At 61.4% G+C, this 23,758-nt stretch carries 27 protein-coding genes; 8 read left to right on the top strand and 19 right to left on the bottom strand.

The genetic code is table 11. The features are described from left to right. From rplS to ACTHXA_RS12780, 3 genes are all read right to left on the bottom strand, one after another. The coding region (rplS, locus tag ACTHXA_RS12790) for a 50S ribosomal protein L19 (RefSeq protein WP_441672964.1) at positions 1 to 244 on the bottom strand (244 nt) is incomplete at its 3' end. Positions 245 to 390: 146 nt separating this feature from the next. Next, a complete protein-coding gene (locus ACTHXA_RS12785; RefSeq protein WP_441672962.1) occupies positions 391 to 1,008 on the bottom strand; it encodes a hypothetical protein in 618 nt (205 codons plus the stop codon). Positions 1,009 to 1,046: 38 nt separating this feature from the next. Continuing rightward, a complete protein-coding gene (locus ACTHXA_RS12780; RefSeq protein WP_441672960.1) occupies positions 1,047 to 2,138 on the bottom strand; it encodes a YbdK family carboxylate-amine ligase in 1,092 nt (363 codons plus the stop codon). Positions 2,139 to 2,323: 185 nt separating this feature from the next. Between ACTHXA_RS12780 and rpsP the strand changes: the two genes are divergently transcribed. From rpsP to trmD, 4 genes are read left to right on the top strand one after another with little or no spacing between them, the layout of a single operon-like run. After that, positions 2,324 to 2,752, top strand: a complete 429-nt coding sequence (rpsP, locus tag ACTHXA_RS12775) for a 30S ribosomal protein S16 (RefSeq protein ID WP_441672958.1) — start codon at positions 2,324 to 2,326, stop codon at positions 2,750 to 2,752. A 2-nt stretch (positions 2,753 to 2,754) separates the two neighbouring features. Then, positions 2,755 to 2,985: an RNA-binding protein gene (locus tag ACTHXA_RS12770; protein ID WP_441672956.1), complete on the top strand. Its 231-nt coding sequence runs from the start codon at positions 2,755 to 2,757 to the stop codon at positions 2,983 to 2,985. A 1-nt stretch (position 2,986) separates the two neighbouring features. Further along, positions 2,987 to 3,649, top strand: a complete 663-nt coding sequence (gene rimM / locus ACTHXA_RS12765) for a ribosome maturation factor RimM (RefSeq protein WP_441672954.1) — start codon at positions 2,987 to 2,989, stop codon at positions 3,647 to 3,649. Positions 3,650 to 3,653: 4 nt separating this feature from the next. Then, on the top strand, positions 3,654 to 4,382 hold the full coding sequence (trmD, locus tag ACTHXA_RS12760; RefSeq protein ID WP_441672952.1) for a tRNA (guanosine(37)-N1)-methyltransferase TrmD: 729 nt from the start codon (positions 3,654 to 3,656) through the stop codon (positions 4,380 to 4,382). A 38-nt stretch (positions 4,383 to 4,420) separates the two neighbouring features. On the opposite strand, the gene ffh is transcribed toward trmD, so the two are convergent. Further along, complete coding sequence (gene ffh / locus ACTHXA_RS12755; RefSeq protein WP_441672950.1) at positions 4,421 to 5,971, bottom strand: signal recognition particle protein; 1,551 nt, start codon at positions 5,969 to 5,971, stop codon at positions 4,421 to 4,423. A gap of 48 nt (positions 5,972 to 6,019) precedes the next feature. Next, complete coding sequence (locus ACTHXA_RS12750; RefSeq protein ID WP_441672948.1) at positions 6,020 to 6,922, bottom strand: LysR family transcriptional regulator; 903 nt, start codon at positions 6,920 to 6,922, stop codon at positions 6,020 to 6,022. A gap of 38 nt (positions 6,923 to 6,960) precedes the next feature. On the opposite strand from ACTHXA_RS12750, the gene ACTHXA_RS12745 reads away from it, so the two are divergent. After that, entirely contained in the window at positions 6,961 to 7,518 is a 558-nt protein-coding gene (locus tag ACTHXA_RS12745; protein WP_441672946.1) for a gamma carbonic anhydrase family protein, read from the top strand. Positions 7,519 to 7,527: 9 nt separating this feature from the next. Here the strand turns inward: ACTHXA_RS12745 and ACTHXA_RS12740 are convergent, their stop codons facing one another. The 9 genes from ACTHXA_RS12740 to ACTHXA_RS12700 form a co-directional block, all read right to left on the bottom strand. After that, positions 7,528 to 8,031, bottom strand: a complete 504-nt coding sequence (locus tag ACTHXA_RS12740) for an aminoacyl-tRNA deacylase (protein WP_441672944.1) — start codon at positions 8,029 to 8,031, stop codon at positions 7,528 to 7,530. Between the two features lie 43 nt (positions 8,032 to 8,074). Continuing rightward, positions 8,075 to 9,286, bottom strand: a complete 1,212-nt coding sequence (locus ACTHXA_RS12735) for a S1C family serine protease (RefSeq protein ID WP_441672942.1) — start codon at positions 9,284 to 9,286, stop codon at positions 8,075 to 8,077. Between the two features lie 146 nt (positions 9,287 to 9,432). After that, positions 9,433 to 10,725 carry a flavin-containing monooxygenase gene (locus ACTHXA_RS12730; protein ID WP_441672940.1) on the bottom strand — a complete coding sequence of 431 codons (1,293 nt, stop codon included), beginning with the start codon at positions 10,723 to 10,725 and terminating at the stop codon, positions 9,433 to 9,435. Between the two features lie 176 nt (positions 10,726 to 10,901). Beyond that, positions 10,902 to 11,549: an amino acid ABC transporter permease gene (locus ACTHXA_RS12725; protein WP_441672938.1), complete on the bottom strand. Its 648-nt coding sequence runs from the start codon at positions 11,547 to 11,549 to the stop codon at positions 10,902 to 10,904. Beyond that, positions 11,546 to 12,193 carry an amino acid ABC transporter permease gene (locus ACTHXA_RS12720; protein ID WP_441672936.1) on the bottom strand — a complete coding sequence of 216 codons (648 nt, stop codon included), beginning with the start codon at positions 12,191 to 12,193 and terminating at the stop codon, positions 11,546 to 11,548. Before ACTHXA_RS12720 ends, ACTHXA_RS12725 begins: the two co-directional genes overlap by 4 nt. Before the next feature lies 1 nt (position 12,194). Further along, positions 12,195 to 12,977, bottom strand: coding sequence for an amino acid ABC transporter ATP-binding protein (locus ACTHXA_RS12715; RefSeq protein ID WP_441672934.1), 783 nt, complete (start codon positions 12,975 to 12,977; stop codon positions 12,195 to 12,197). 15 nt (positions 12,978 to 12,992) lie between these two features. Further along, entirely contained in the window at positions 12,993 to 13,841 is an 849-nt protein-coding gene (locus tag ACTHXA_RS12710) for a substrate-binding periplasmic protein (protein ID WP_441672932.1), read from the bottom strand. 89 nt (positions 13,842 to 13,930) lie between these two features. After that, positions 13,931 to 14,656: an SDR family NAD(P)-dependent oxidoreductase gene (locus ACTHXA_RS12705; RefSeq protein WP_441672930.1), complete on the bottom strand. Its 726-nt coding sequence runs from the start codon at positions 14,654 to 14,656 to the stop codon at positions 13,931 to 13,933. Between the two features lie 13 nt (positions 14,657 to 14,669). Further along, positions 14,670 to 15,380 carry an SDR family NAD(P)-dependent oxidoreductase gene (locus ACTHXA_RS12700; protein ID WP_441672928.1) on the bottom strand — a complete coding sequence of 237 codons (711 nt, stop codon included), beginning with the start codon at positions 15,378 to 15,380 and terminating at the stop codon, positions 14,670 to 14,672. 112 nt (positions 15,381 to 15,492) lie between these two features. Between ACTHXA_RS12700 and ACTHXA_RS12695 the strand changes: the two genes are divergently transcribed. After that, positions 15,493 to 16,413: a LysR family transcriptional regulator gene (locus tag ACTHXA_RS12695; protein WP_441672926.1), complete on the top strand. Its 921-nt coding sequence runs from the start codon at positions 15,493 to 15,495 to the stop codon at positions 16,411 to 16,413. Here the strand turns inward: ACTHXA_RS12695 and ftsY are convergent. Beyond that, entirely contained in the window at positions 16,410 to 17,291 is an 882-nt protein-coding gene (ftsY, locus tag ACTHXA_RS12690; protein WP_441672924.1) for a signal recognition particle-docking protein FtsY, read from the bottom strand. The two genes, ACTHXA_RS12695 and ftsY, sit on opposite strands and share 4 nt — an antisense overlap. 51 nt (positions 17,292 to 17,342) lie before the next feature. Between ftsY and ACTHXA_RS12685 the strand changes: the two genes are divergently transcribed. Next, entirely contained in the window at positions 17,343 to 17,912 is a 570-nt protein-coding gene (locus ACTHXA_RS12685; RefSeq protein ID WP_441672922.1) for a histidine phosphatase family protein, read from the top strand. A 221-nt stretch (positions 17,913 to 18,133) separates the two neighbouring features. After that, entirely contained in the window at positions 18,134 to 19,279 is a 1,146-nt protein-coding gene (locus ACTHXA_RS12680) for a TerC/Alx family metal homeostasis membrane protein (protein ID WP_441672920.1), read from the top strand. A 100-nt stretch (positions 19,280 to 19,379) separates the two neighbouring features. On the opposite strand, the gene ACTHXA_RS12675 is transcribed toward ACTHXA_RS12680, so the two are convergent. From ACTHXA_RS12675 to ACTHXA_RS12660, 4 genes are read right to left on the bottom strand one after another with little or no spacing between them, the layout of a single operon-like run. Next, positions 19,380 to 20,489 carry a bifunctional 2-methylcitrate synthase/citrate synthase gene (locus ACTHXA_RS12675; RefSeq protein ID WP_441672918.1) on the bottom strand — a complete coding sequence of 370 codons (1,110 nt, stop codon included), beginning with the start codon at positions 20,487 to 20,489 and terminating at the stop codon, positions 19,380 to 19,382. A gap of 26 nt (positions 20,490 to 20,515) precedes the next feature. Beyond that, on the bottom strand, positions 20,516 to 21,415 hold the full coding sequence (prpB, locus tag ACTHXA_RS12670) for a methylisocitrate lyase (protein ID WP_441672916.1): 900 nt from the start codon (positions 21,413 to 21,415) through the stop codon (positions 20,516 to 20,518). Between the two features lie 40 nt (positions 21,416 to 21,455). Further along, the gene (locus tag ACTHXA_RS12665; RefSeq protein ID WP_441672966.1) at positions 21,456 to 22,991 is read right to left on the bottom strand and encodes an MmgE/PrpD family protein; all 1,536 of its coding nucleotides are present in this window, start codon (positions 22,989 to 22,991) and stop codon (positions 21,456 to 21,458) included. A 39-nt stretch (positions 22,992 to 23,030) separates the two neighbouring features. Beyond that, entirely contained in the window at positions 23,031 to 23,702 is a 672-nt protein-coding gene (locus tag ACTHXA_RS12660) for a GntR family transcriptional regulator (RefSeq protein ID WP_441672914.1), read from the bottom strand. Positions 23,703 to 23,758: the final 56 nt, after the last annotated feature.

Below are 23,758 nucleotides of genomic sequence, written 5' to 3'. Positions count from 1 at the left end.
TGTCGATGATCGGCGAGTGCACGGGGAACATACGCTCCACGCCCACCTGGAAGCTCACCTTGCGCACAGTGAAGGTCTCCGAAACGCCCGAGCCCTGACGGCCGAGGACGATGCCCTGGAACACCTGGACACGCGAACGCGTACCCTCGATGATGTTTACGTGCACCTTGACGGTGTCGCCGGGACGGAAGTCAGGAATCTCGCGAAGCTGCTCCGCATTGATCTGATCGATGACATTGCTCATGATGAGTAATCACTCTCTGCCCCGCCACAGGTCGGCAGCATGTAAATAGAAGTCAGAAAATTCCGCAATCGGAGTGTCCCCTGTGGCAGAGTCACGACGCGGCACAAGCGATAAGCATACCCTGAACCGCGTGCGCCGCGCCAGCACTAATCCGAATGCGGCCGAGCCTGCCATTCATCGACATCCGGATCCTCGTCTTTCGGGTCCTCGATGATTTCGCCTTCGATGGGCTTTCGTGCCGAATTGGATGCGGGGCCACGGTCTTCCCATTCGGTATCGGTGTCGACAATGATCACCTTCCCGGCTCCCGGGCCGGATGCATCGGGCCACGGTCCAGTCCGTTGGTCACCTAAGTGCTGACGCATTTGCTCGGCACGCTGTGTCATGGTCTCGACGGCTTCGGTATGCGACCGTTTCCCGATTCGGGACATGCCGATAATGCCGAGCACGAAGCCTGCGATTTGCACGAGCCCACCCCATGGGTTCACGAGGGCGGCGCCGACTGCCCAGGCGAGGAAGGTCGCGAAGTACCAAAGCGCATCCTCGGTGGTGAATTCGCGTGAGAGTCGAATACTCGGTCGCAGCCAAAGCATGAAACCGAGGATTGCCAGTTGGATGAATGCCGCGGGGATGGCCAAGAAGAGCGAGAGGAATCCGCCGACTGATTGCTGAAAAATGATCCACGCAACCAGGATCCAAATCGCCAGCACGAATGGCGCCGGAATGAGGATCCGATAAAAGACGGATTGCAGAGGCTTAGGCATAGGAAAACGCTACTTGAGGCAGCTGCGAATTTCTGCGGCTACCGGAGGAATTCCGCGCGCAGCGAATCGACGACGCCCACCATCCCGTTCGTTCGCATCGAGGCGCGCTGCCGGTCTGCCGGATTGCTGTCGACGATGGCGAGGGCGGCGACGAGTTCGCCTTCACATCCGAGGTCGCGGGCAATTGGCTGTAGCTCATCGATCCGTCGAGCAAGCGACTCACGCCCGCTTTCCTGGCGACCGTCGGCTGCAGTAATGAACTTCGTATCGAAGCCCCAGCGTGCAGCGCGGAATTTGTTTTCGCGCACCGCCCAATCGGGCAGTCGCATCGGTGCGCGACCCTCATCGAGCGCGCGCACGGCTTCTTCAACGAGGCACTGCGTGAACGCGGCACTCGCGGCCACGTCAAAGAGCGAGGGGCCACCGTCGGCGATCCGCACTTCAATCGTGCCGAATTGCGGTGCTGGCCGCACATCCCAGCGCAGCTCGAGTGGGTCGAGGATGACCTCTGCCTCGAGCATCCCCCTCAACGTTCGCTCATAATCAGCCCACGTCTCGAGCGCTGGTGGAAGCCCACCCGTGGGGAGCTGTTGGAAGAGCATTGAGCGATGTGACGCGAATCCAGTATCCGCACCCTGCCAGAACGGACTGGAGGCAGACAGTGCAAGTAACCACGAATAGTTCGCCAGGACCGAGTGCATCACCGGCACAACATGGTCACGGTTCTGCACGCCGACATGCACGTGCACGCCCCAGATCGACAATTGCCGTCCCCATGTTCCCGCCCGCTCCGCGACACGCAGATACCGATCGGCCGGACTTACGGCCTGCAGTCGCCAATTCGCGAAGGGATGCGTACCCGAGCCGATAGCGGCGATTCCGGCAGTGGTTGCGGCGGCCACAAACCGGCCTCGCATCTCGCGCAAATCTTCAATCGCGCTCGGCACGTTGCGGTGTGGACGGGTGACGAACTCGACGGTATTGGTAAGGAATTCACCTACGCAGCGAGGGTCGCCAACCTCACTGATTACTTCGTTCGCGCGACCGGTCAGGTCACCGCTTGTTGGGTCGACAAGTGCCAGTTCCCACTCGATTCCGAGTGTGCTGCGCTCTGTGGCGGCGAAATCCATAGGACTATCGTAGGGGAGGCTCGTTCCACTCCCCAATCTTTCTAATTTTCTGCAAGAATGGAGAGCTGAGCCTGCGCCAGCGACCCTCTATCCGTGTGCGCAGCAACACCGAGCCCTGACCGAGAGTGCCCCACATCCCCGGTCGATGTTCTTCATCTAAGTAACTTTTAACCTGCAGGAGACACGTGTCTGTCAAGATCCGTCTTAAGCGCCTGGGTAAGATCCGGGCACCGTTTTACCGCGTAGTAGTCGCCGACGAGCGTTCGAAGCGCAATGGTCGAGTCATCGAAGAGATCGGCAAGTACCAGCCGACTCTTGAGCCTTCGCTCATTGAGATCGACTCGGACCGCGCACAGTACTGGCTTTCCGTTGGCGCACAGCCGACCGAGGCGGTACTTGCGCTGCTGAAGCTCACCGGTGACTGGGGCAAGTACAAGGGCGAAGGCGAGACCGAATCGCAGGTCAAGCCGCAGGTAGCGAAGGAAGAGTTCGTCGCTGACACCGCCAAGAAGCCCGTCCTTCGACCCAAGTCGGAGCCCAAGGCTGAGACCAAGGCTGAAGAAGCCCCCGCAGAAGACGCTGCTGAGGCAGCAACCGAAAAGAACGAGGCCTAGTAATGCTTGCGTCCGCGCTGGAACATCTCGTCCGCGGCATTGTCGATCGACCCGATGATGTCCGCGTGGACGCACTCGCCTCCTCACGCGGCGAGGTCCTCGAAGTGCACGTGCACTCTGAGGACCTCGGCCGCGTAATCGGCCGACAGGGCCGTACCGCCAAAGCACTTCGCACCGTCGTCACGGCACTTGCCGAAGGACGCCGCGTCCGTGTGGACGTGGCAGACAACTAAATTGGCTGCCAAGAATCGCGGCATCACCCAGCTGCGTGTTGGCCGACTGTCGAAACCACACGGGCTCAAAGGAGCCCTCAAACTCGAGCTCTACACCGATGAGCCGGAGAAGCGATTCGTTCCCGGTGCATCCTTTTCTTTGCAGGTGCCAAGCACCTCGCCGTGGCGCGGCAAGAAGCTCGTGTTGCGCGAACTCCGCTGGTTCAATGACGCTCCGGTGGGGTTCTTTGAAGACGTAGTCGACCGCACCACCGCGGAATCGCTCGTGAAAGCGATCCTCTGGGTGGATCAGGACGACGCCGAAGAGCTCGATCCCGACACTTGGTATGACCACCAGCTTGTCGATCTCGAAGTCGTACTCGCAGGCAAGGTCGTCGGCAAGGTGACGCGCGTCAACCACCTGCCCTCGCAGGATCTGCTCGAAATCGAGACAACGAAGGGGACCGTCATGGTGCCGTTCGTCAAGGCGATCGTGCCCGAGGTCGATATTGAAGCCGGAACTATGACCGTGACGCCCCCGGGCGGCCTCTTCGACACCGAGAATGCCGAAAATGCGGCAGCGGATGCGGTGGCCCACGCTGAGCGGGTCGAAACCGACCAGGATGCTGGAACTGAGCAGGGTGCTGAGGCAGATTCTCACGCTGAGTCGCCCAAGGATGCCTAACCCAATGCGCGTCGACATCGTCACCATTTTTCCGCAGTTTTTTGATGTCCTCGATATCTCACTGCTTGGCAAAGCCCGCGCCAATGGGCTGGTCGACTTGCGCATCCACGACCTGCGCGACGCCACCCACGATCGTCATCGCACCGTAGACGACACGCCATACGGCGGTGGTGCGGGTATGGTCATGCGGCCCGAACCGTGGGGTGAAACGCTCGACGGGATTTTTGACGATGCGTCATTGACCGACGCCACCACAGCCGACGCTCCCCTCGTTGTTTTCCCCTCCCCTGCGGGCGAAGTATTCAACCAGGCAACTGCTCGCCGGTACGCGCGAGAGCAGCACATTGTGTTCGGCTGCGGCCGCTATGAAGGCATCGATCAGCGCGTGTTCGACTGGGCTGGCGACCGTGCCCGCGTTGAACTCGTTTCGCTGGGCGACTACGTGCTCAACGGTGGCGAGGTTGCTGTCATGGCGATGATCGAAGCATTTGGGCGGCTGATTCCCGGAGTTGTTGGGAATCCGGAATCCCTCGTCGAGGAATCACACGAGGGTGGACTCCTCGAATACCCGAGCTACACGAAGCCCGCCCAATGGCGCGGCCACGCCGTGCCCGAGATTTTGCTCAGCGGACACCACGCCAATATCGCGAAGTGGCGCCACGAACAGCAAGTGGCACGCACGCAGCGAGTTCGCCCCGACCTCTACGAGGCCTGGCTCGACACTCAGGGCTGAGCGCTCGCTCCAGCATAGAGCGGCGGCCGTCGCAGCAGCTAGCGTCCGAGGAACTTCTGCAGCTTCTCGAGCTCTTCTGGAGTCGGACCGTCGCTTGACGGCTTGGCCGCACCAAATGCGGCGCCTGCTGGCTTCTCTTTCGGTGCTGGCGGCAGTCCGCGCTTCGCGGGATTACCCGAGAACTTCTTGCCCTTGGCGGCTTTCTTTCCCTTTTTGGCACCACCGCGAGCCGGTGCACCGGCTCCCATCGGTCCCATCCCGGGAACGCCGGGCATCGCACCGCGAGCCATGGTCTTCATCATCTTCGCCGAGGCTTCGAAGCGTTTGATCAGCTCATTGACTTCACTCACCTGACGACCCGAACCGCGCGCGATACGCGCACGACGCGAACCGTTGAGCACCTTCGGATTGTCACGCTCGAGCGGAGTCATCGACTGGATGATCGCCTCAATATGTACGAGGCTCGACTCATCAAAGTTTTCCAGCTGGTCCTTCATCTGACGGTCCATGCCCGGAAGCATCCCGATCATTTTCTTGAAGTTGCCAGCCTTGCGAATCTGCTGCATTTGCGACAAGAAGTCGTTCAGCGTGAACTTATCCTGCGCGATCTTCTCGGCAGTCTTTCGCGCCTCTTCTTCATCGAAAGCCTGCTGGGCCTGCTCAATGAGCGAAAGCACGTCACCCATGTTGAGGATGCGCGAGGCCATCCGGTCCGGGTGGAAGACTTCAAAGTCCTCGAGTCGCTCACCCGTGGAGGCGAACAGGATCGGCTTTCCGGTGGTCTGCGCAACCGAGAGTGCCGCACCACCGCGAGCGTCACCATCCAGCTTGGTCAAGACCACACCGGAGAACCCGACGCCGTCGTTGAAGGCCTGCGCGGTGGCGACCGCATCCTGACCGATCATCGAGTCGATCGTGAACAGGATCTCATCGGGGTTGGTTGCCTCTTTGATGAGGCGAGCTTGGCGCATGAGTTCTTCATCGACGCCGAGACGACCGGCGGTGTCAATGATGACCACGTCGTGCTGCTTTTCTTCGGCGATGCGCATGGATTCGCGAGCGACACGAACCGGGTCGCCAACACCGTTGCCGGGCTCCGGAGCAAATACGGGAACGCCAGCCTGGTCCGCAACGATTTGCAGCTGGGTCACGGCATTCGGACGCTGGAGGTCAGCGGCGACGAGCATCGGCGAGTGCTTCTGCCCGACGAGCCACTTCGAGAGCTTGCCGGCGAGGGTGGTCTTACCCGCACCCTGCAAACCGACGAGCATAATGACCGTCGGTGGCCGCTTCGCAAAGGTGAGCTGACGAGTTTCTTCGCCACCGAGGATGCGAACGAGCTCTTCGTTCACGATCTTCACGACCTGCTGGGCAGGGTTCAGCGCACGGTTGACTTCATCACCGAGAGCACGCTCGCGGACATGCGTGGCGAATTCCTTAACCACCGGCAGCGCGACGTCAGCTTCGAGCAGCGCACGACGAATCTCACGTACTGTGCCGTCAATGTCGGCCGCCGTGAGTTTGCCCTTCGCGCGAAGATTGCCGAGGGCTTCGACGAGCCGATCTGAGAGGTTCCCGAACATAGCCATAGGGATCAATCCTACCGTCTACGCACCCGTCTTCGCTTACTCCCTCACTTAGCTTGCAGCGATCTCGATGAGTTCCAGCGCCGTCTGAGTCAGATTGCGGTCTTCACGCCACACCGCGGTCAGCGGCCGACTCAGATCGAGCCCGCGCACCGGCACGCTGACCAGTCGGCCGGAGACGAGCTCATCCGCCACGGTAATCGCGCTCATCACCGCCGGCGCAATCCCCGCGGTCACCGCTCCCTTCACCGAAACCACCGCTGAAAACTCGGCGGCGGGCGGCACAATCACAATGCCCGGGTCGCCCTCCTTGAGCAGGGTTTCGAGGGCCTGCCGCGTGCCCGACCCCTCTTCGCGCACCACGAGCGGGGTGCCCGCCAGTTCTGCCGGCGAGATGCCCTCGGAGCGCTCACTCCACGGATGTTCGGGCGCGACCACAACGACGAGCTCATCATGGCCCACCGTTCGCATCACCAAGTCCGTGGGCAGGTCGAGTGTTTCGATAAACCCGAGTGACACCGTTCCGGCGCGAACTTCTCGCACTACCTCGACGGAATTGACGGCGTGGACGTGCGGGCTCGTGGCACCGTTCACGCCTTTACTTTTGAGGGCTCCGAGCCACTGCGGCAGGAGATAACCAGCGATAGTTTGGGATGCGGCGACCCACAAATCTGCGTTGCTATCGGTTCGCAGGGATTCGATCCGCGCGGTAAACGTGTTCGTCGCCTCAATGAGGTCAGCGGCCCAGTCGGCCACGAGCGTGCCCACCTCGGTCGGTTTCGAGCCGCGAGCGCCCCGCTCCAGCAGATTCAGTTCGAGTTCCGTTTCGAGTCGGCGCATCCGCTCTGAAACCGCCTGTTGGGAGCGACCTACCTGCGCGGCAACGGCATTAATGCTTCCGACGTCGACGACGCGGACGAAGAGCTCGAGCGATTCGTGGTCGAAATGACGCATAGATTCAACATACCTTTGGGCGTGCGAAGATTGGCTCCATGAATACCGGTCCTCTTATTCTTCCGCACAATGGCAAGCTCCCCCGCATCCACGAAACCGCATGGATTGCGCCGAACGCGACGATCATTGGTGATGTCGAAATCGGTCCCGACTCAAGTGTTTTTTACGGCTGTGTCCTTCGCGGCGACTCCGGTCCAATTAGGATCGGTGCGCGCAGCAATATTCAGGACGGCACCGTGGTGCACGTCGATAGCGACGCGCCCTGCACTCTCGGCGATGACGTCACGGTCGGCCACGCCGCGATGCTGCACGGCACCACCGTGGGTAACGGCACCCTCGTGGGGATGCGCGCCTCACTGTTGAGCCACTCGGTCATCGGCGAAGGCTCCCTAATCGCTGCCGGAGCCGTCGTGCTCGAGCACGCAGAGGTGCCCGCCCGATCTCTTGCGGCGGGAGTCCCTGCGAAAGTCCGTCGCGAACTCAGTGACGAGGAGTCCGCCGGCTTCATCCCCCACGCTGGCAGCTACGTCGAGCTCTCGAAAGCGCAAGCTGGTGCGGCTGAGGCGGTTTCGCTCGACAGCGTTCGCTTCCAGTAACGGCTCGGCTTATTCGAAGCTCGGGTCCGCATCCGTAATGTCGATCCGACTCGCCCCGAAGTGCGCGAGTAGTTCGTCGCCATTAACGTAGAACGCGACGGAGTGTGCCCCACCGCCCAGCGTAACCGGCCCGTGCTCAACCAGCTCATCGGCGAGCACGGGCAGCTGCGTTGCCGTGCCGAATGGAGTGATGGTGCCGCGCGCGAACCCCGTGACCGTCTTCGCCTCCTCCGCCGATGGCATCACCGCACGATTGACCCGCAATGCGGCGCGGAGTTTCGGCCACGAGATCACGCGGTCACCTGGAACCAGCACTATCGAATAGTCGTCGCCGTGTCGAACCACCATGGACTTCAGGATCTGCCGGGGCGTCACTCCGCGCTGTTCTGCCGCTTCCCGCAGGGAACTCGCCCGCCCGTGAGTACGGATCTCGTGGTCCAAACCGGATGCCTGGATTGCAGCGATTGCCGGATTGGTAGCGGGGTCAAGTTCTTCGAGAGTCTGGGTGGTCATAGGAATGGAGACGTTCTAGGTCCAGGATCTATTCCCGCTGTTCTCAGTCGGCCGGACCGGCGATAAGCGTGGTGTCACCCGAGACTGATTCACCAGCACCGGTCGTCCAGGTTACGGAGATTTCGGTGCCGGGGGTGTATTCCGCGATCACCCCGGAGAGTTCGGATGCGCTGCTCACGCTGATTCCATCGATGGCCGTAATGGTGTCACCAGCAACGAGTCCGAGCCCTGCCGCGGGAGTGTCCTCATAGACACCGGCGACGGTTGCACCGCTGGTTTGCTGCATGGCGGTATCCGAACCGAGTGCGATACCAAGGAATGCCGGAGTGCCGATCGTGTTGGTGTCGGTTTCGGTTCCGTTCACAATGCTTTCAGCGATGGCGAGCGCGTCGTCGATGTGGATTGCATACCCGGTGATATTCACGGCGCCACTCGAGGCCGCGGTGGTCACGCCCACGACTTCGTCTTCGTCGTCGAGTACCGCACCGCCGGAGTCGCCCGAGACCACATCCGCGTCAATCTCCATGAGGTCAGACAGCGTTTCCGTGGCATCCCGGCTGCTCTGGCTCATCGTGGTCACGCTCGCATCAAGGTTGGTGACGACACCGCTACTGGTGAGCAGTTCGCCGCCACCCAGCGTGTTGCCGACTGCCGCGATTTCGTCACCGACGGCGAGATCATCGTCATCATCGATCGTTGCTGTGGTGAGGTTGCTTGCGTTCTCCAATTGCAGCACAGCAATATCTGCCGTGGCGTCCGTACCGACCACGGTAGCGCTGTAGGTCTCGCCATCCGCAGTCCTCACGCTGATTTCGGTCGACCCCTGAATGACGTGGTTATTGGTGAGCATGAGCCCATCCGAACTCAGCACGATTCCGGTACCGGCAGCTTCGGAGCCCTGATACCCGAGCACCGTTTCGATCATTGCGATGCCAGCAGCTTCGCTGTCACTCGCGGGGCTCGCGTCAATGTCAGTACTGTCTGCCGAATCCTCAGCATTGGGCATTTGCTGTTCGTATTGATCCGGCAACTGGCTCCACGGGAACGCGTCCTCGGTAGGCTGCTGCGTCGAGTCGTCTGCGGGGATCGAGTTGTCTGTTGGCACCGAGCCGTCCGCAAGTGCCGTACCAACCGCGACGCCACCGAAACCACCCACAATCACCAGCGCGAGGGCCGCACCCGCCGCCATAATCGACCGCTTCCATTTCTGCGGAGGGGTCTGCTGCTCGGGTTCGGGAATCGATGTGGTGTTCATGGGAGCGACTACACCAGCGACCCTCATGAGTACGCGATGAGCTTCCTATGATTTCCCTATGCGAATCATCGCCGCGCTTCAACGAATGGCGATTCGTTGAAGCGCGGCGAGGCGGAGCCACTAGCTCCGAACCGATCGGAATACGGTTAGACCGTCGCGAGGTTGGTTCGCGCAAGCGAGGCGAATGCCTCCAGCAGGCGGTCGGTGTCCGCAAGCTGGTCCTCCCAGAAGTGGCGCGCGAAGTCGATCCGGTCGTCAGCATCCTGCAGCTTCGAGAGGTAGTCCTGCACCGGCACAAAGCCCGTCTCGGATGCCTCATGCAGCTGAATCATTCGGATCGCACGCTTCATCTGGATCCCATAGATCGGCACCTGCGGGCCGCGCGGCGCGCTGAGGCCGATGTAGTAGAGCTTTTCGAGGCCCTTCGGCACGATGCCCGCACCGTAGCGCAGTGGCACCTGGCGGCTGCGCTCGATGAGTGATTCGTCGAGGAAGGGAAGGCTCGCGTGAAAGCCGGTGCCCCAGAGAATGGTGTCGTATTCGCCGCTGGTGCCGTCGGTGAAGTACACGGTCTTGCCATCGAAGCGCTCGATGCCCGGCACAATGCGGATGCGGCCGTGGTGCACCCAGTAGAGCAGCAGGTCGTTGACCACCGCGCGCCCCTCGGCGAGGGTGCGCTCCTTCGGCTCCGGAAGGCCCGGGAAGTTGTACCATTCCCCCAGCTTGGCGCGTGAGAGCAGCCGCGAGAGCAAGTCCACCTCGTCGGGAGCGAATTCGCTCAGCCAGGGCACTTCTTGGCGCGGCACCCCGAAGTAGGTCTTGGACTGGAAGTGGGTGCCCTGACGGATCACAATGTCCACGTCGAACCGGTGCTGCGCGGCGTCCACCGCGAGGTCGCAGGCCGAGTTACCGGCACCGACAACGAGCACCCGCTGACCGGCGAGCTCATCCGTGTTCTTGTAGGAGCCGGAGTGAATTTGCTTGCCGGTGTACTCGCCCGGGAAGCTCGGTACCTTCTGGTCCCAAAGGTGACCGTTGGCGATGAAGACGCCGTCGTATTCGCGGCGCTCGCCGCTTTCCAGCGTGACCTCCCAGCCTGTCGAGCCCACCGGGCCGTCGGTTGCGATCGGCTCGACGCTCTTGACGCCGGTGTTGAAGGTGATCTTCTCGTAGAGCCCCTTTGCTTCGGCATAGGACTCGAAGTAGGCGACGATCTGCTCACGACTCGGAAAGTGCGGGTAGTCCGCGGGCATTGGGAAGCCCTCGAAGTGCGTCATGTCACGCGAAGTGATGAGGTGCAGTGCGTCATAGTCGTGGTTCCAGTGCCCTCCGACTCGATCGGCCTTTTCGAAGCAGTCGACCTCGAAGCCGCCTTCGAGCAGTTGCACGAGGGCGGACATTCCAGCCGCGCCAGCACCAATTACGCAATACCTGGTCATGACCGACCATCCTTTCTGTTCTGTGAGCATCGCTTCTTTGCGGTGTCACCGGTTTCGACTTGGTTCCTTGTCGATGGTTAAAACGTACGAGGCTCGCACATCCAGGGCAATCCTGGATATGCGAGCCCTACTCAAGGTTTTTCCTTGAAACAACTCACGGCTTCCGGAACACCCGATCAGCGCACGAATCCGCGGTTCAGCCGTTTCTCCATCCACACCGAAAGCCAGGTGGTCGGCACCGCGATGCAGGCGTAGAGCAGTGCCGTAAAGCCATAAACCTCGAGATAGCGGAAGGAAATCGTGCTCACCTGATACGCCTGACTCATGAGCTCATTGACCGAGATTGAATAGGCCAGCGAGGTGCCCTGGAAGGACATGATCGCCAAACCCATCAGCGGTGGTATCGCGGAGCGGATGCCCTGCGGCACAATCACGCGTAGGAAGGTGGTGGTCTTCGACAGGCCCAGCGCATCCGCACCTTCCTGTTGTCCTCGCGGCACCGAGGCGAGCCCCGCGCGAATCATCTCCGAGGAGTAGGCGGCAACTGTGAAGGTCAGACCCACCGCTGCCGCCCCGAAGTTGTCAAGCAGGATACCCAGGGCCGGCAATCCGTAGTAGACGATGTAGAGCACGACCAGTGCCGGAATACCGCGGCCGATCTCCACCAGCACCAGTGCGATCCAGCGAATCCAGGGGTTCGCGGCAGTCACCGACACCGCGAATACCGTGCCAATGAGGTATCCGAAGAATACGGAGATCACGGTCAGCTGCAGGCTGACCAACAGACCCTCGCCAAAGCGGGGCAAGAACTCGATGAGATTCATGCTCGGGCCTCCTTAAGCCGTGCATCCAGTCGACGCGAAGCGATCGCGATCGGCAGGCTAATGAGTAGGTAGATCACCGCGGCAATCACGAACGGCGTGATCCCGACCATGGTCGCGCTCTGCCGGACGAACTGATTCGCCATGAAGACCATGTCGACGACACCGATGGTGGATGCGATCGAGGAGTCCTTGATCAGGCTCAACAGGTAGGTAGCCATGGAGGGCAGTGCCGTGCGGAAGGCCTGTGGGGTGAGGATGCGCGTGAAGGTGGTCGCACCGTGCAGGCCAAGTGCGTCGGCGGCTTCTTTCTGGCCATTTGGCAGCGTGATGAAGGCACCTCGGTAGATCTCGGCGAGGTAGGCGCAGGCAATGAGCCCGAGCCCAATCACCGCGGCAGCGAAAGAGTCGAAGCGAATCGCACCGATCTGGACACCGAAGTAGATCAGGAAGAGCCACACAATCGGCGGGATACCGCGGATCACGTCAACGAGGAGTCGACAGGGCAGGCTCACGAGCTTTATCCGCGAGCGCAGCCCTAGCATCAGCGGAATGCCGCCAATGAGACCGACTGCGAAGGCCGCTGCGGTGACAGCGAGGGTCAGTGGCAGGCCAAGGATGACCGCGAGAAAGGCATCGGCGATCATCTCAGCGCTCCATGACTGCGCTGAGGAAACGTCGAGTGCGATCATGCTGAGGGTCTGCCATGATCGCCTTCGGGTCGCCCTCTTCGATGATGTAGCCGTCGGACATTACGACCAGGTGGTCCGAGACGCTGCGGGCGAATTGCATTTCGTGGGTGACCACGATCATCGTCATTCCCGAGTCGGCCAGCTCCCGCATCACGTTCAGTACTTCCACGCCGACCTCGGGGTCGAGGGCGCTGGTCGGCTCATCGAAGAGCATTGCCCGGGGGTTGAGCGCGACCGCCCGCACGATCGCGATGCGCTGCTGTTGTCCGCCCGAACACTGTGCGGGGAATTGCATGGTTTTATCACCAAGACCCACGCGCTTGAGGAGGGTCATCGCGCGCTCTTCAGCTTCTTCGCGGCTGCGGCCGAGGATCTTCTCTTGCGGGAACGCGACATTGCGCAGCACGTTGAAATGCGGGAAGAGGTTGAAATGCTGGAAGACCATGCCGACCTCGCGACGAAGTTCCATGAGTTCCGCCGGGCGGATGCGCTTGCTCGCGTCGATCACCTGGTCGCCAACCCTGATGCGTCCCGCATCCGGGGTTTCGAGTAGGTTGACGCAGCGCAGCAGGGTGCTCTTGCCGGAGCCGGAAGGACCGATCATCGCGGTCACGCTGCCCGGCTTCACATCCAGCGAGATGTCCTTAAGCACGTGGTTGCTGCCGAAGGATTTCTTGATGTTTTCAACTTTGACGCCGCGCGGCAGGTCGATGGCATTGGTTAGCAATTTGTCGTTCACGAGTGTGTCCTTCGTTTATCGAATCGATGTCGCAGCGACATCCGCCGGCACCACCAGCGAGGTGTCGAGATCCCAGTCGGTCAGCAGTTGCGCGAGCGTGCCGTCCTCGCGGTACACGTCGATCTGCTCGCTGAGGGCGTCGTTGAGTGCCTGATTGTTCTTGTTCACGGGGAAGGCCACCACCGGCATTTCGGTGGTAATGCCAACGCGGTCGTCGGGAAGCGCCATGCGCACTTCGAATTCTGTGTCTTCGTAGAAGTAGACGGCCACCGAATACCCGTCGAGCCCAGCTTCGATGCGACCGGCAAGGAGGTCCTGTTTCATTTCGATGGTGCCCGGGTAGGTTTTGAGGTTTGAGCCTAGGATCGCGGACATATCCGCTTCCCAGGAGAATCCGGCGCCGCTTCCCACCCCGTTCATGGCTTCCAGCTCGTCGACTTCCTCGGCTCCTTGCTTCGAGATGATCGCCATCGAGTCGTAGAAGGTGGGGGTCGTGAAGCCAACCTGCTCGGCGCGAGATTCCGTCACATACCAGCCGCCGCTGATCATGTCCACGCGTTCCTGCTGGCTGATCATCGGGACACCGGTGCCGTAGGTGACCGGCATAAAGACCAGCTCAAGGCAGAGATCGGCGGCGATGAGTTTAATCAAATCGATCTCATAGCCGTCAGCGTCATTGCCCGTGGTCGTGGTCCAAGGCAGATTCTCGGGAACCCCCACCGTGAGCTGTCCTTCACTCACCGTTTCAAAATCGCTACTGGTTGGTACACAGTCCGGGGCAACCTCGGTGGCGGCGACACGGCCGCATCCGGTCAGCCCGACAAGGGCACCGATGGCCACCAACGAGACACCGATTCGGCGCATGTGACCTGGTTTTTCAGCATGTTCTCTTTCCGTTTCTGCGGCGCGGGCACACCGTTGTGTCCGCAATCATTCGCTGTGGTGGTACGCGGCTAAATTGCGGTCAACCCCCCATCGATTGTGAGGGCGGATCCGGTCATGAAGCTCGAGTCGGTACCGATCAAATAGGTGATCAGCGGGGAGATTTCTGCGGGATCGGCGCGACGTCCCAGGGGTGCCGCGGAACTCGAGCCACCCTGCGGTTCAAAGTCATTCATAGGAGTAGCAACCCCGCCTGGGCAGATCGCATTCACTCGCACACTGGGGCCGTACTCCACCGCCGCGACGCGGGTGAGCCCGAGGATCGCGGCCTTGCTGGCCGAGTATGCGGCATAGCCGGCCGCGCCCATCAGCGCCGCCGTCGAGGACACGTTGACGATCGAACCGCCGCCAGCATCCACCATGAGCGGCGCGAGCGCTTGGATCCCGAGGAATGGGCCGTGCACGTTCACGCGATCGTGGAACTGCCACAGCTCGACGGTGGTTTCGGCAATCGAGGCATAGCGCAGGATGCCCGCATTGTTCACGAGCCCGCGCAGCGGCACCTCGGAGGCGCGCAACTCGGCGGCAAAGTTCGCCCAATCCTCCGCACTGGTGACGTCGAGTTTGCGGAACTGCGCGTCACCACCGGCCTCGCGAATCCGGGCTGCGGTGGCCTCACCGGCCTCGACCTGCACATCGGTGAGCACCACGCGGTACCCAGCCTTCGCGAGTGCCTCAGCGTGCGCCGCACCCTGACCCTGAGCCGCGCCGGTGATGACCACTGCACTATTAATCACTGTCATTTCTTCCCTATCGAATTACGGCACCGCCGGAGAGCACGACGACTTCTCCGGTCATGAACGAGTTGAATGCGGGGTCGGTGAGTTGCCCGACCCAGCGCGCAATTTCCTCAGGCTGGGCCACGCGCCCGAGCGGGATGCTGTCGGCCACGGCCGCCATGCGACCGGTCGCGGCGTTGCCGGGCGTTGCCACCCACCCGGGCGCGATGCCATTGACGCGGATGCCCTCGGGCGCGAGTTCCAGCGCGAGTTCCTTGGTGAGCATCGAAACGGCAGCCTTGGACGCCCCGTACATAAGCTGCCCCGGCGAGACGGTGTACGCATCCACCGAGGTGAAATTCACTACCCCCGAGCCCTCGGACATATAGGGCTTGGCCGCGGCGATGACGTTGACCACCCCGAGCACATTGATGTCGAATACGCGTCGATAGAGTTCCTCGTCGTAGCTGTCGAGGGTGCTCGGCGGGTAGATCCCGGCGATATTCGCGACCCCGGAAATACCGTGCTCGTCCACCGCATCCGCCAGCACTCGCTCGAGTGCCGCGCGATCGCGTACATCCGCGACGACCGAGACGAACTCTCCCGCCACTTCAGTGGTGAACGGCGCCACGTCGAGCGCGATGACGCGCCGCCCCTGTGCCAGCAAATACTCGGCAGTTGCCCTGCCCATTCCCGAAGCGGCTCCGGTGACGATCACCGAGCCCGCATGAGGCTGCGTCATGTCTGACCTCCCTGTCCGACGTAATAGAGACAGTGCACAGGAGATTTTGTATCGGAACAACGCCTAGAATGAGCAGGTCGTTCAAGGATGAACCTATGGAGGCTTTAAACCCGTGCTCCCCACTATTCGACAACTGCAGTATTTCGTTTCGGCTGCAGACATCGGCACCCTCTCAGGTGCCGCCGCGGCAAATCACATTGCACAGCCGAGCCTGTCGGAACAGATCGCCTCACTCGAGTCGGGGCTGAACCTGACGCTCTTCAATCGCAGCTCTCGCGGACTCTCACTGACGGATGCGGGACGCCAACTACTGCCGCTGGCCCAGGATGCGATTCGCCAGACCGAGGCCATCGCGCAGTGGGGCGAGTCGGTACGAGGACTCGAGCAGGGCACGGTGAAGTTCGGTACCTTCAGCAGCGCGCATCTCTACCTGCTGACCGATCTGATCAAGACCTTCCGGCAGAAATATCCCGGCGTAAATATCCGTATCGTCGGGCTCAATTCCTCGGAGGTGGCCGATAAGATCCGCTCGGGTGAGCTCGAGGCCGGGCTGCTGCAGCTGCCGGTGGATGCCCGCGGGCTCACGCTCAAGCCCTCGAAATTCCAGGACCAGTTCGTCTACGTGTCGAAGCAGCCCTTCGGTGATCGCGCATCCGTCCCGCTGCGGGATATTGCCGAGCGTCCGTTCATCCGTTCAGAGGCGAGTTGGGGCGTCAATGACCCACTGTGGGGCTCAATGCTCGAGCGTGCGCAAGCCGAAGGACTCAGCCTCAATACCGTGGTCGAGGTGGAGCACCTCACCCACGCGCTCGATCTCACGGCCGCAGGTATCGGTGGCACCGTGGCGTCCTTCCACGTGGCTCGCCAATGGATCAAACGCTACGGTCTGCGCTGGGCTTTCCTCGACCCCGCCTATGAAGATCACTTTGCCTTCGCGACCCGGCCCGATAGCCAGCTCTCCCCCGCGACGAAGGCATTCATCGATGAAGCGGAGCTCGCGTTGCAGCGACTTGCAGAGCAAGCACCGCGCTAAGCGTCGGCGAGCAGCTGCTCGGCGAACACGTGCGGGGTGAACCCGGTGAGGTCATTAATGCCCTCACCGGTGCCGATCAGCTTGATGGGTAGCCCCGTGCGTTCCTGCACCGAGAGCACGAAGCCGCCCTTTGCAGAGCCATCGAGTTTCGTGATCACGAGCCCCGTCACCCCGGCGTGCTCAATAAAGGCTTCGGCCTGCGATACCCCGTTCTGTCCGGTTGTGGCGTCAAGCACGAGCAGGACCTCACTCACCGGTGCGAGCTTTTCAACCACGCGATGAACCTTGGTGAGCTCGTCCATGAGCCCGGCCTTGGTCTGAAGGCGACCGGCGGTGTCAATAACCACCATCTCAATACCCTCGCGCATGGCCACTTCCACCGTCTGGTAGGCCACGGATGCGGGGTCTTGGCCGTACTGCTGTGGACGCACAATGCGGACATCGGCTCGCATCGCCCAGGTGTCGAGCTGTTCAACTGCAGCCGCCCGGAAGGTGTCCGCGGCGCCGAGCACCACCGTCCGACCAAAGTTGCGGAGGAACTTTGCGAACTTACCGATGGTGGTCGTCTTCCCCACACCGTTCACGCCGACCACAAGCGTCACGGCAGGCCGTGCCGAAAGATTCAGCGTGGTGTCGAATTTCGCGAGCCGGTCTTCGATGACTTCGCGGAGCATCCGCTTGAGGTCGCGAGGGTCGGTGGTGTTGAACTGGTTGACCTGATCTCGCAACTCTTCAATCACCTCGTCGGTGATGGTGGGCCCGAAGTCGGCCGTGAGCAGTGCATCCTCGAGATCTTCCCAGGTCGACTCGTCGATCGTTTGCCGACCAAACATATTGCGAAGTGCGCCGCCGAGCGACCAGGATTTACGTTCCGCCATGCCATTAGGGTACGGGATGACCACCTCTTTCAATCTTGAACGGTAGGAACCATGCGTATCGGCCTGATTCGGCACGGAGAAACTGACTGGAACGCTCAAATGAAGCTCCAGGGAGCCACCGATATTCCACTCAATGAACGCGGTCTCGAGCAGGCCGCTGATGCCGGTCGCCTGCTTCGCGGCAGTGACTGGACCAGAATGGTCGCCTCCCCGCTCGTCCGCGCCCGCAACACCGGCGAGGTCATTGCTGCCGAACTGGGCTTAGCCGAGCCCGAGCTCATCCCGAGCCTTGCGGAACGCAGCTTCGGCGAGCTCGAGGGCCAGCACGTCTATCGGCCCGATGGCAGCCGAACCTCACTCGAACACCCCAGCGTCGAGCCGGTGGATGCGGTGGTCACCCGGGTCTTCGAGGCGCTGCACGACATCGCGGACCGTTATCCGAATGACAATGTGCTCGCGCTCTCCCACGGCACGGTGATCCGGTTTACGCTCGATCAGCTCTTGGCTTGGCAGGCTCCGCATATTTCCAACGTGGCGCTGTCGGTATTGGAGACCGATCCCGCAGCCCCTCGCGGATTCGTGGTGCGTTCCGCGAACGGCTATCAGATTTATCCACAGTAAACACGCCGCACGCCACCAGCCGGGATATGTCACAGTATCTGAAAGTGAATGTGCCATCTTCGTTATCTACGTGTAACCTTGCGGATGGTGAAGGGGAGTATTCCTCTCGCGACGTTCTCGTCATCACGGCATCGGACACCTAAGTTCCGTCCCGGGAGCGTCGGCCGCAACCGCGGCGGAAGAGACCTTCAGAGTTTTTGAGAACCCTGGAGGCTAAATCAATGGGTCATGTCGATCTTTGGGTATGGATCATCAGTCTCGCCGTCATCATCGGCTTCTTCTTCTTTGATTTCTATTCCCACGTCAAACACGCGCACGTGCCATCAATCAAAGAATCCGGTCTGTGGACGCTGTTCTACATCGTGCTTTCGGTGCTGTTCATGGTGGGCATCGGCTTGTTCTGGAACTGGAACGAAGCGGGTGACTTCATCGCCGGGTATACGACAGAAAAAGCACTCTCTGTTGACAATCTGTTCGTGTTCCTCCTGATCATGACTGGGTTTAAAGTCCCCAAGATCGCGCAGCAAAAGGCGCTCCTCATCGGTATTGCGATGGCGCTGGTCTTCCGAACGATCTTCATCATTGCCGGTGCCTGGGTCCTCAATGAACTGTCGTGGGTGTTCTATATCTTTGGTGCTTGGCTGCTCTTCATGGCCATACGCCAGTTCGTTGACTCCTTCGATGATTCCGATCCCGAAATGCCCAAATGGGTGTCCAAGATCAGCAAGTTCATTCCCTCCTCGGAGAACTACAACGGCGATAAGTGGACCATCGTCGAAAACGGCAAGAAGCTGTTTACTCCTCTCGTACTCGTCGTGATCGCGCTCGGCTTCACCGACATCCTCTTCGCGCTGGACTCCATCCCCGCAATCTTCGGTATTACCCAAGAGCCCTACCTCGTCTTCATGGCGAATGCCCTCGCGCTCCTCGGCTTGCGGCAGATGTACTTCCTGCTCGATGCGCTGCTTTCTCGCTTGGTGTTCCTCGACCTCGGTATTGCGTTCATCCTTGGTTTCATCGGCGTCAAGCTCGTATTCCACGCGATGCACGTCAACGAAGTTCCGTGGATCAACGGCGGCGAACCTATCCTGTGGGCACCCGAGATCCCCACGTGGTTCTCCCTCGTCTTCATCTTCGGCGTGTTGGCGATCGCCACGATCGCGTCCCTCATCTACTCGCGTCCAGACGGCCCCGCAGATAAGAAGGCGGCAGCAGAGGATGCGGAGAACGGCAAGGATGCGGAGAATGGCGAGCTCGAAGCTGGCTCGGATGCGGGCGACAACGCCAGTTCGGATGCTGATAGCGACGCCGAGGCAGCCGCGCCCGCAGACCGCAAAGAAAATGGACTGAGCAACGGCAAACGGTAGCCGCGCAGGCAATACGACCAACTAAATCGGGGCTGCCAAGATCTCTTTCAGCGATCTTGGCAGCCCCGATTTATTGGGCCCTCGAATTGAGTAGCGCGCGCTATAGGTGCCGTTCCTCCGGTCCGTTGTACACCGACAGCGGCCGAATAAGCGCGTTGTTCGCGTTCTGTTCTATGATGTGCGCGGTCCACCCGGTCACACGTGCAGCGACAAAAATTGGCGTGAAGGTTGGGGTGTCGAAGCCCATCAGGTGATAGGTCGGGCCCGCCGGGTAGTCGAGGTTCGGGTGGATGCCCTTGCGCTCGACGAATTCCTTGGCCATGGTGCGGTACAACTCGAGTATGTCTTCGCGCTCGTAGTGCGCAATCATGCGCTCCATCGCCGTTTCCATGGAGGGAACACGCGAGTCACCCTTCTTGTAGACGCGGTGACCGAAGCCCATGATCTTCTTCTTATTCGCGAGTGCGTCGTCGAGCCACGCGTTGACGTTCTCGGCAGAGCCGATCTCGGCGAAGGTGTGCATGACGGCCTCATTCGCCCCACCGTGCAGCGCACCTTTGAGTGCGCCGACCGCACCGGTCACTGCACTGTAGAGGTCCGACAGCGTCGAGGTGATCACGCGCGCGGTGAAGGTGGATGCGTTGAATGAGTGCTCGGCGTACAGCACCATCGAGACGCGGAATGCATCCACAACTTCAGGGGCCGCTTCCTCGCCGAACGTCATCCACAAGAAGTTCTGCGAATAGTCGAGGTCCTCGCGCGGTTCGACAACGTCTAGACCGTGGCGGCGACGCTGGTCGTAAGCGACCACCGCGGGCAGTGCCGCGAACAACCGCTTCGACTTTGCGAGATTCGCTTCCGCAGTGTTCGTTTCTGCCTCGGGGTCATTCGCGCCGATCACCGAGACGGCGGTGCGCACAACATCCATCGGGTGCACGGTCTTTGGCAGGCTGTCGATGATGTCTCGAAGGTTCTGGCTTAGTGCGCGACCCGCGCGTTCCTCAGCCACAAGCTCTGCCAGTTCGGACTCGGTCGGCAACTCCCCCATCCACAAGAGCCATGCGACTTCCTCAAAACTGCATTTCGCAGCGAGCTCCTGCACGGGATACCCGCGATACAGCAGTGAATTCGTCTCAGGATTGACCTTCGAGATCGCGGTGTAGTCCACCGGAACGCCGGCAAGACCTTTGTAAATTTCCTTCTCATCCATTGAGATTTCCAATCAGCTTTGGGCGGCTAGCGCTCTACTCGGAAGTTGAATACTGACGTGTCAAAGTGGTTATACGCCTCGTAGTCGACAAGTTCGTACAGATCTGCTCGATGCTGCATCTCGTCGAGTTTGTCACGGAGATGTCCGACTTCGTTGAGTCCGTCGAGCGCGCGACCGGTGGCACCCATCGAAATACGGAGCATGGACACCGGCCAAATCACGAGATTCATGCCGACGTTCTTGAGTTCCTCGACTGAGAACAGCTCGCTCTTGCCAAACTCCGTCATGTTGGCGAGGAGCGGCACATCCACCGCCGCGCGCATCGCTTCGAATTCTTCGAGGGTGCGCATCGCTTCGGGGAAAATCGCATCCGCTCCCGCATCCACGAGTTGCTTGGCTCGATCCAGTGCCGCGTCGAGTCCCTCCGCGGCGCGGATATCGGTGCGCGCCATGATGAGGAAGTTGTCATCACGGCGGGCGTCGACGGCGGCACGGATGCGCTTGGTCGCGGTTTCGGAGTCGACGACCTGTTTGCCATCGAGGTGGCCGCAACGCTTCGGGTTGATCTGGTCCTCGATGTGGAGCCCGGCGAGACCGGCATCCTCAAGTTCCTGCACTGTGCGCGCGACGTTCATTGGTTCGCCGAAACCGGTGTCGGCGTCGATGATCGTTGGCAGTTCGGTCATCCGGGCGATCTGTTTGCCGCGACCGGCGACCTCGCTGAGCGTGGTCAGGCCGATATCGGGCAATCCGAGGTCTGCCGCGAGCACGGCGCCCGAAACGTAGACGCCTTCGAAGCCCTTGTCTTCGATCATGCGCGCGGAGAGCGGGTTGAAGGCTCCAGGGAAGCGAAGGAGCTCACCGCTCGAGAGCTGTTCGCGGAAGTTGGCCCGCTTCTGTGCGGGTGTGTTCTTGGCGTAAAGCATGAAGTTGTTGTCCTCTCCAGTACTGTGTTCGAAGGAACGCTTAGAAGAGGCCGGTGGTCGGGCTCGGGATGAGCAGGCCCGGTGCCGCGACAATGTTGAGCTGGCCGAGTTCTTCGGCCTTGAGCTCCGGCAGGCGCTGGGCGACGTCGAGGAAGCGGTCGATTTCGCTGTTCTCGAGGATGCCGGTGGCGAGGCTGCGGAACTTCTCGATGTACTGCTCGCGGGCGAACGGACGGGCGCCGAGTGGGTGGGCGTCGGCCACGGCGATCTCATCGCGGATCACGGTGCCGTCGGTAAGCGTGATCTCTACCGCGCCACCGAAGGCCTTCTCCGAGATATCGAGCGAGTGGTAGCGGCGGGTCCACTCGGCGTCCTCCACCGTGGTGACCTTCTGCCACAGCTCAACCGTGTCGGGGCGACCGGCGCGCTCTGGCGAGTAGGAGTCGACGTGGTGCCAGGCACCGTCCTGCAGGGCCACGGTGAAGATGAACGGAATCGAGTGGTCGAGGGTCTCGCGCGAGGCGGTGGGGTCGTACTTCTGCGGGTCGTTGGCACCCGAGCCGATCACGTAGTGGGTGTGGTGCGAGGTTTTGATGAGCACCGAGGCGATGTTCTCCGGGTGCTGCACGAGCTCGGGGTGCTCTCGGTGAAGCTTGCGGGCGAGGTCGATCCAGGCCTGCGCCTGGTATTCGGCCGAGTGCTCCTTGGTGTACGTGTCGAGGATCGCGCGCTTCGCTTCGCCCGCCTCGGGCAGGGGCACCGAATAGCGAGCTTCGGGGCCGCTGAGGAGCCACGCAATGACGCCGTCCTCACCCTCGTAGATCGGGGTGGGGCTGGTCTGGCCGCGCATCGCACGGTCGACTGCTTCAACCGCCATCTTGCCCGCAAATGCCGGGGCGTGCGCCTTCCAGGTCGAGATCTCACCCTTGCGCGACTGCCGGGTGGCGGTGGTGGTGTGCAGCGCCTGTCCGACAGCCTGGAAGATGGTCTCGGTATCGAGGCCGAGGAGGGTGCCGATGCCGGCGGCGGCCGAGGGACCGAGGTGGGCGACGTGGTCGATCTTGTGCTCGTGCAGGCAGATGGCCTTCACGAGGTCGACCTGGATCTCGTAGCCGGTGGCGATACCGCGCACGAGGTCGTTACCGCTGAGGCCCTTCGACTTCGCAGCGTGCTGGGCCACGGCCAGGATCGAGGGGATGTTGTCGCCCGGGTGCGAGTACTCTGCGGCGAGGAAGGTGTCGTGGAAGTCGAGTTCGCGAACCGCGACGCCGTTCACCCAGGCGGCCCATTCGGGGCTCGTACGCTCGGATTCCTCGAGACCGAAGACGGTTGCGCCTTCGCCGTGGTTGGATGCGGGGTGTGAGGTCGCCTGTCCGCGCGCGGCCACGATCGGGGCACGGTTGAGGGATGCGGCGGCTACCGATGCGTTGTCGATCACGCGGTTGATCACCATGTCGGTGACCTCTTCGGTGACCTCGACGGGGTCGGTCGCTACCTGGGCGATCTTCCACGCGAGCTGGTCCTCGCGGGCGAGGTTTTCTTCGGACTTGTAGGTGCGAACTTCGTGCTGCTTCATGGAACGTGCGTCAACTTTCTGAGCCATTGGAGGTGGGTCCTATCGTGTGAGGGCTGGCGTGTGGTGGTCATCCCCGATGTGCGCGAGCGCACTTTCGAGGCTGTTGTGCAGGTGGATCTTGATCGCGGCAGCAGCCAGGTCGGCGTCGCCGGCGATGATCGCGTCGACCACGAGGAGGTGTTCCCTCGCCGCGGCGCGAAGTCGTTCGGGGTCGTGCTGCGAGAGGCGGCGCACGAGTGAGGAGTGCAGCCGGGCGCTCGCGAGCGCATTGGTGACATAGGGATTCGCGACCGCGTCTTCGATCGCGAGGTCGAGTGCATCCACAATTTCGAAGTAGCGGGAGATGCCGTCCTGTCCTGCTGCTCGATCGAGTAGTTTCGGAGCAGCTTCGAGCTGCACGCGAAGTTCCATGAACGCGTGCGGATCGCGACGCTGGGCGGCGAGGGCTGCGGCACTGGTTTCGAGTGCCGAGCGCAGCTCATAGAGTGAGCGGATGCGGTCGGGTGAAAGTTCGGTGACCACCAGCACGCGGGGCGACTTCGAGGTGAGCAGGCCCTCGCTGGTGAGCCGAGAGAAGGCTTCGCGCACGGGGGTGCGGCTTACGCCGAGGCGGGTGGACTGCTCGACTTCCGCGAGCGCGGTGCCGGGCGCGAGCTCGCCAGCGAGGATCTCGTCGCGCAGTGTCGCGTACGCCCTATCGCTTGCTCGCATGAATCCTCCGTTGATTCTGATGCCGGGTTAGTTCTGAAGCCGGGTTAGTTCTGCTG

The organism is Gulosibacter sp. (assembly GCF_052090685.1).
Classification (GTDB): Bacteria; Actinomycetota; Actinomycetes; order Actinomycetales; family Microbacteriaceae; genus Gulosibacter.
The sequence above is the reverse complement of the archived record's forward strand: the minus strand, read 5'-3'. Positions and strand labels throughout refer to the sequence as shown.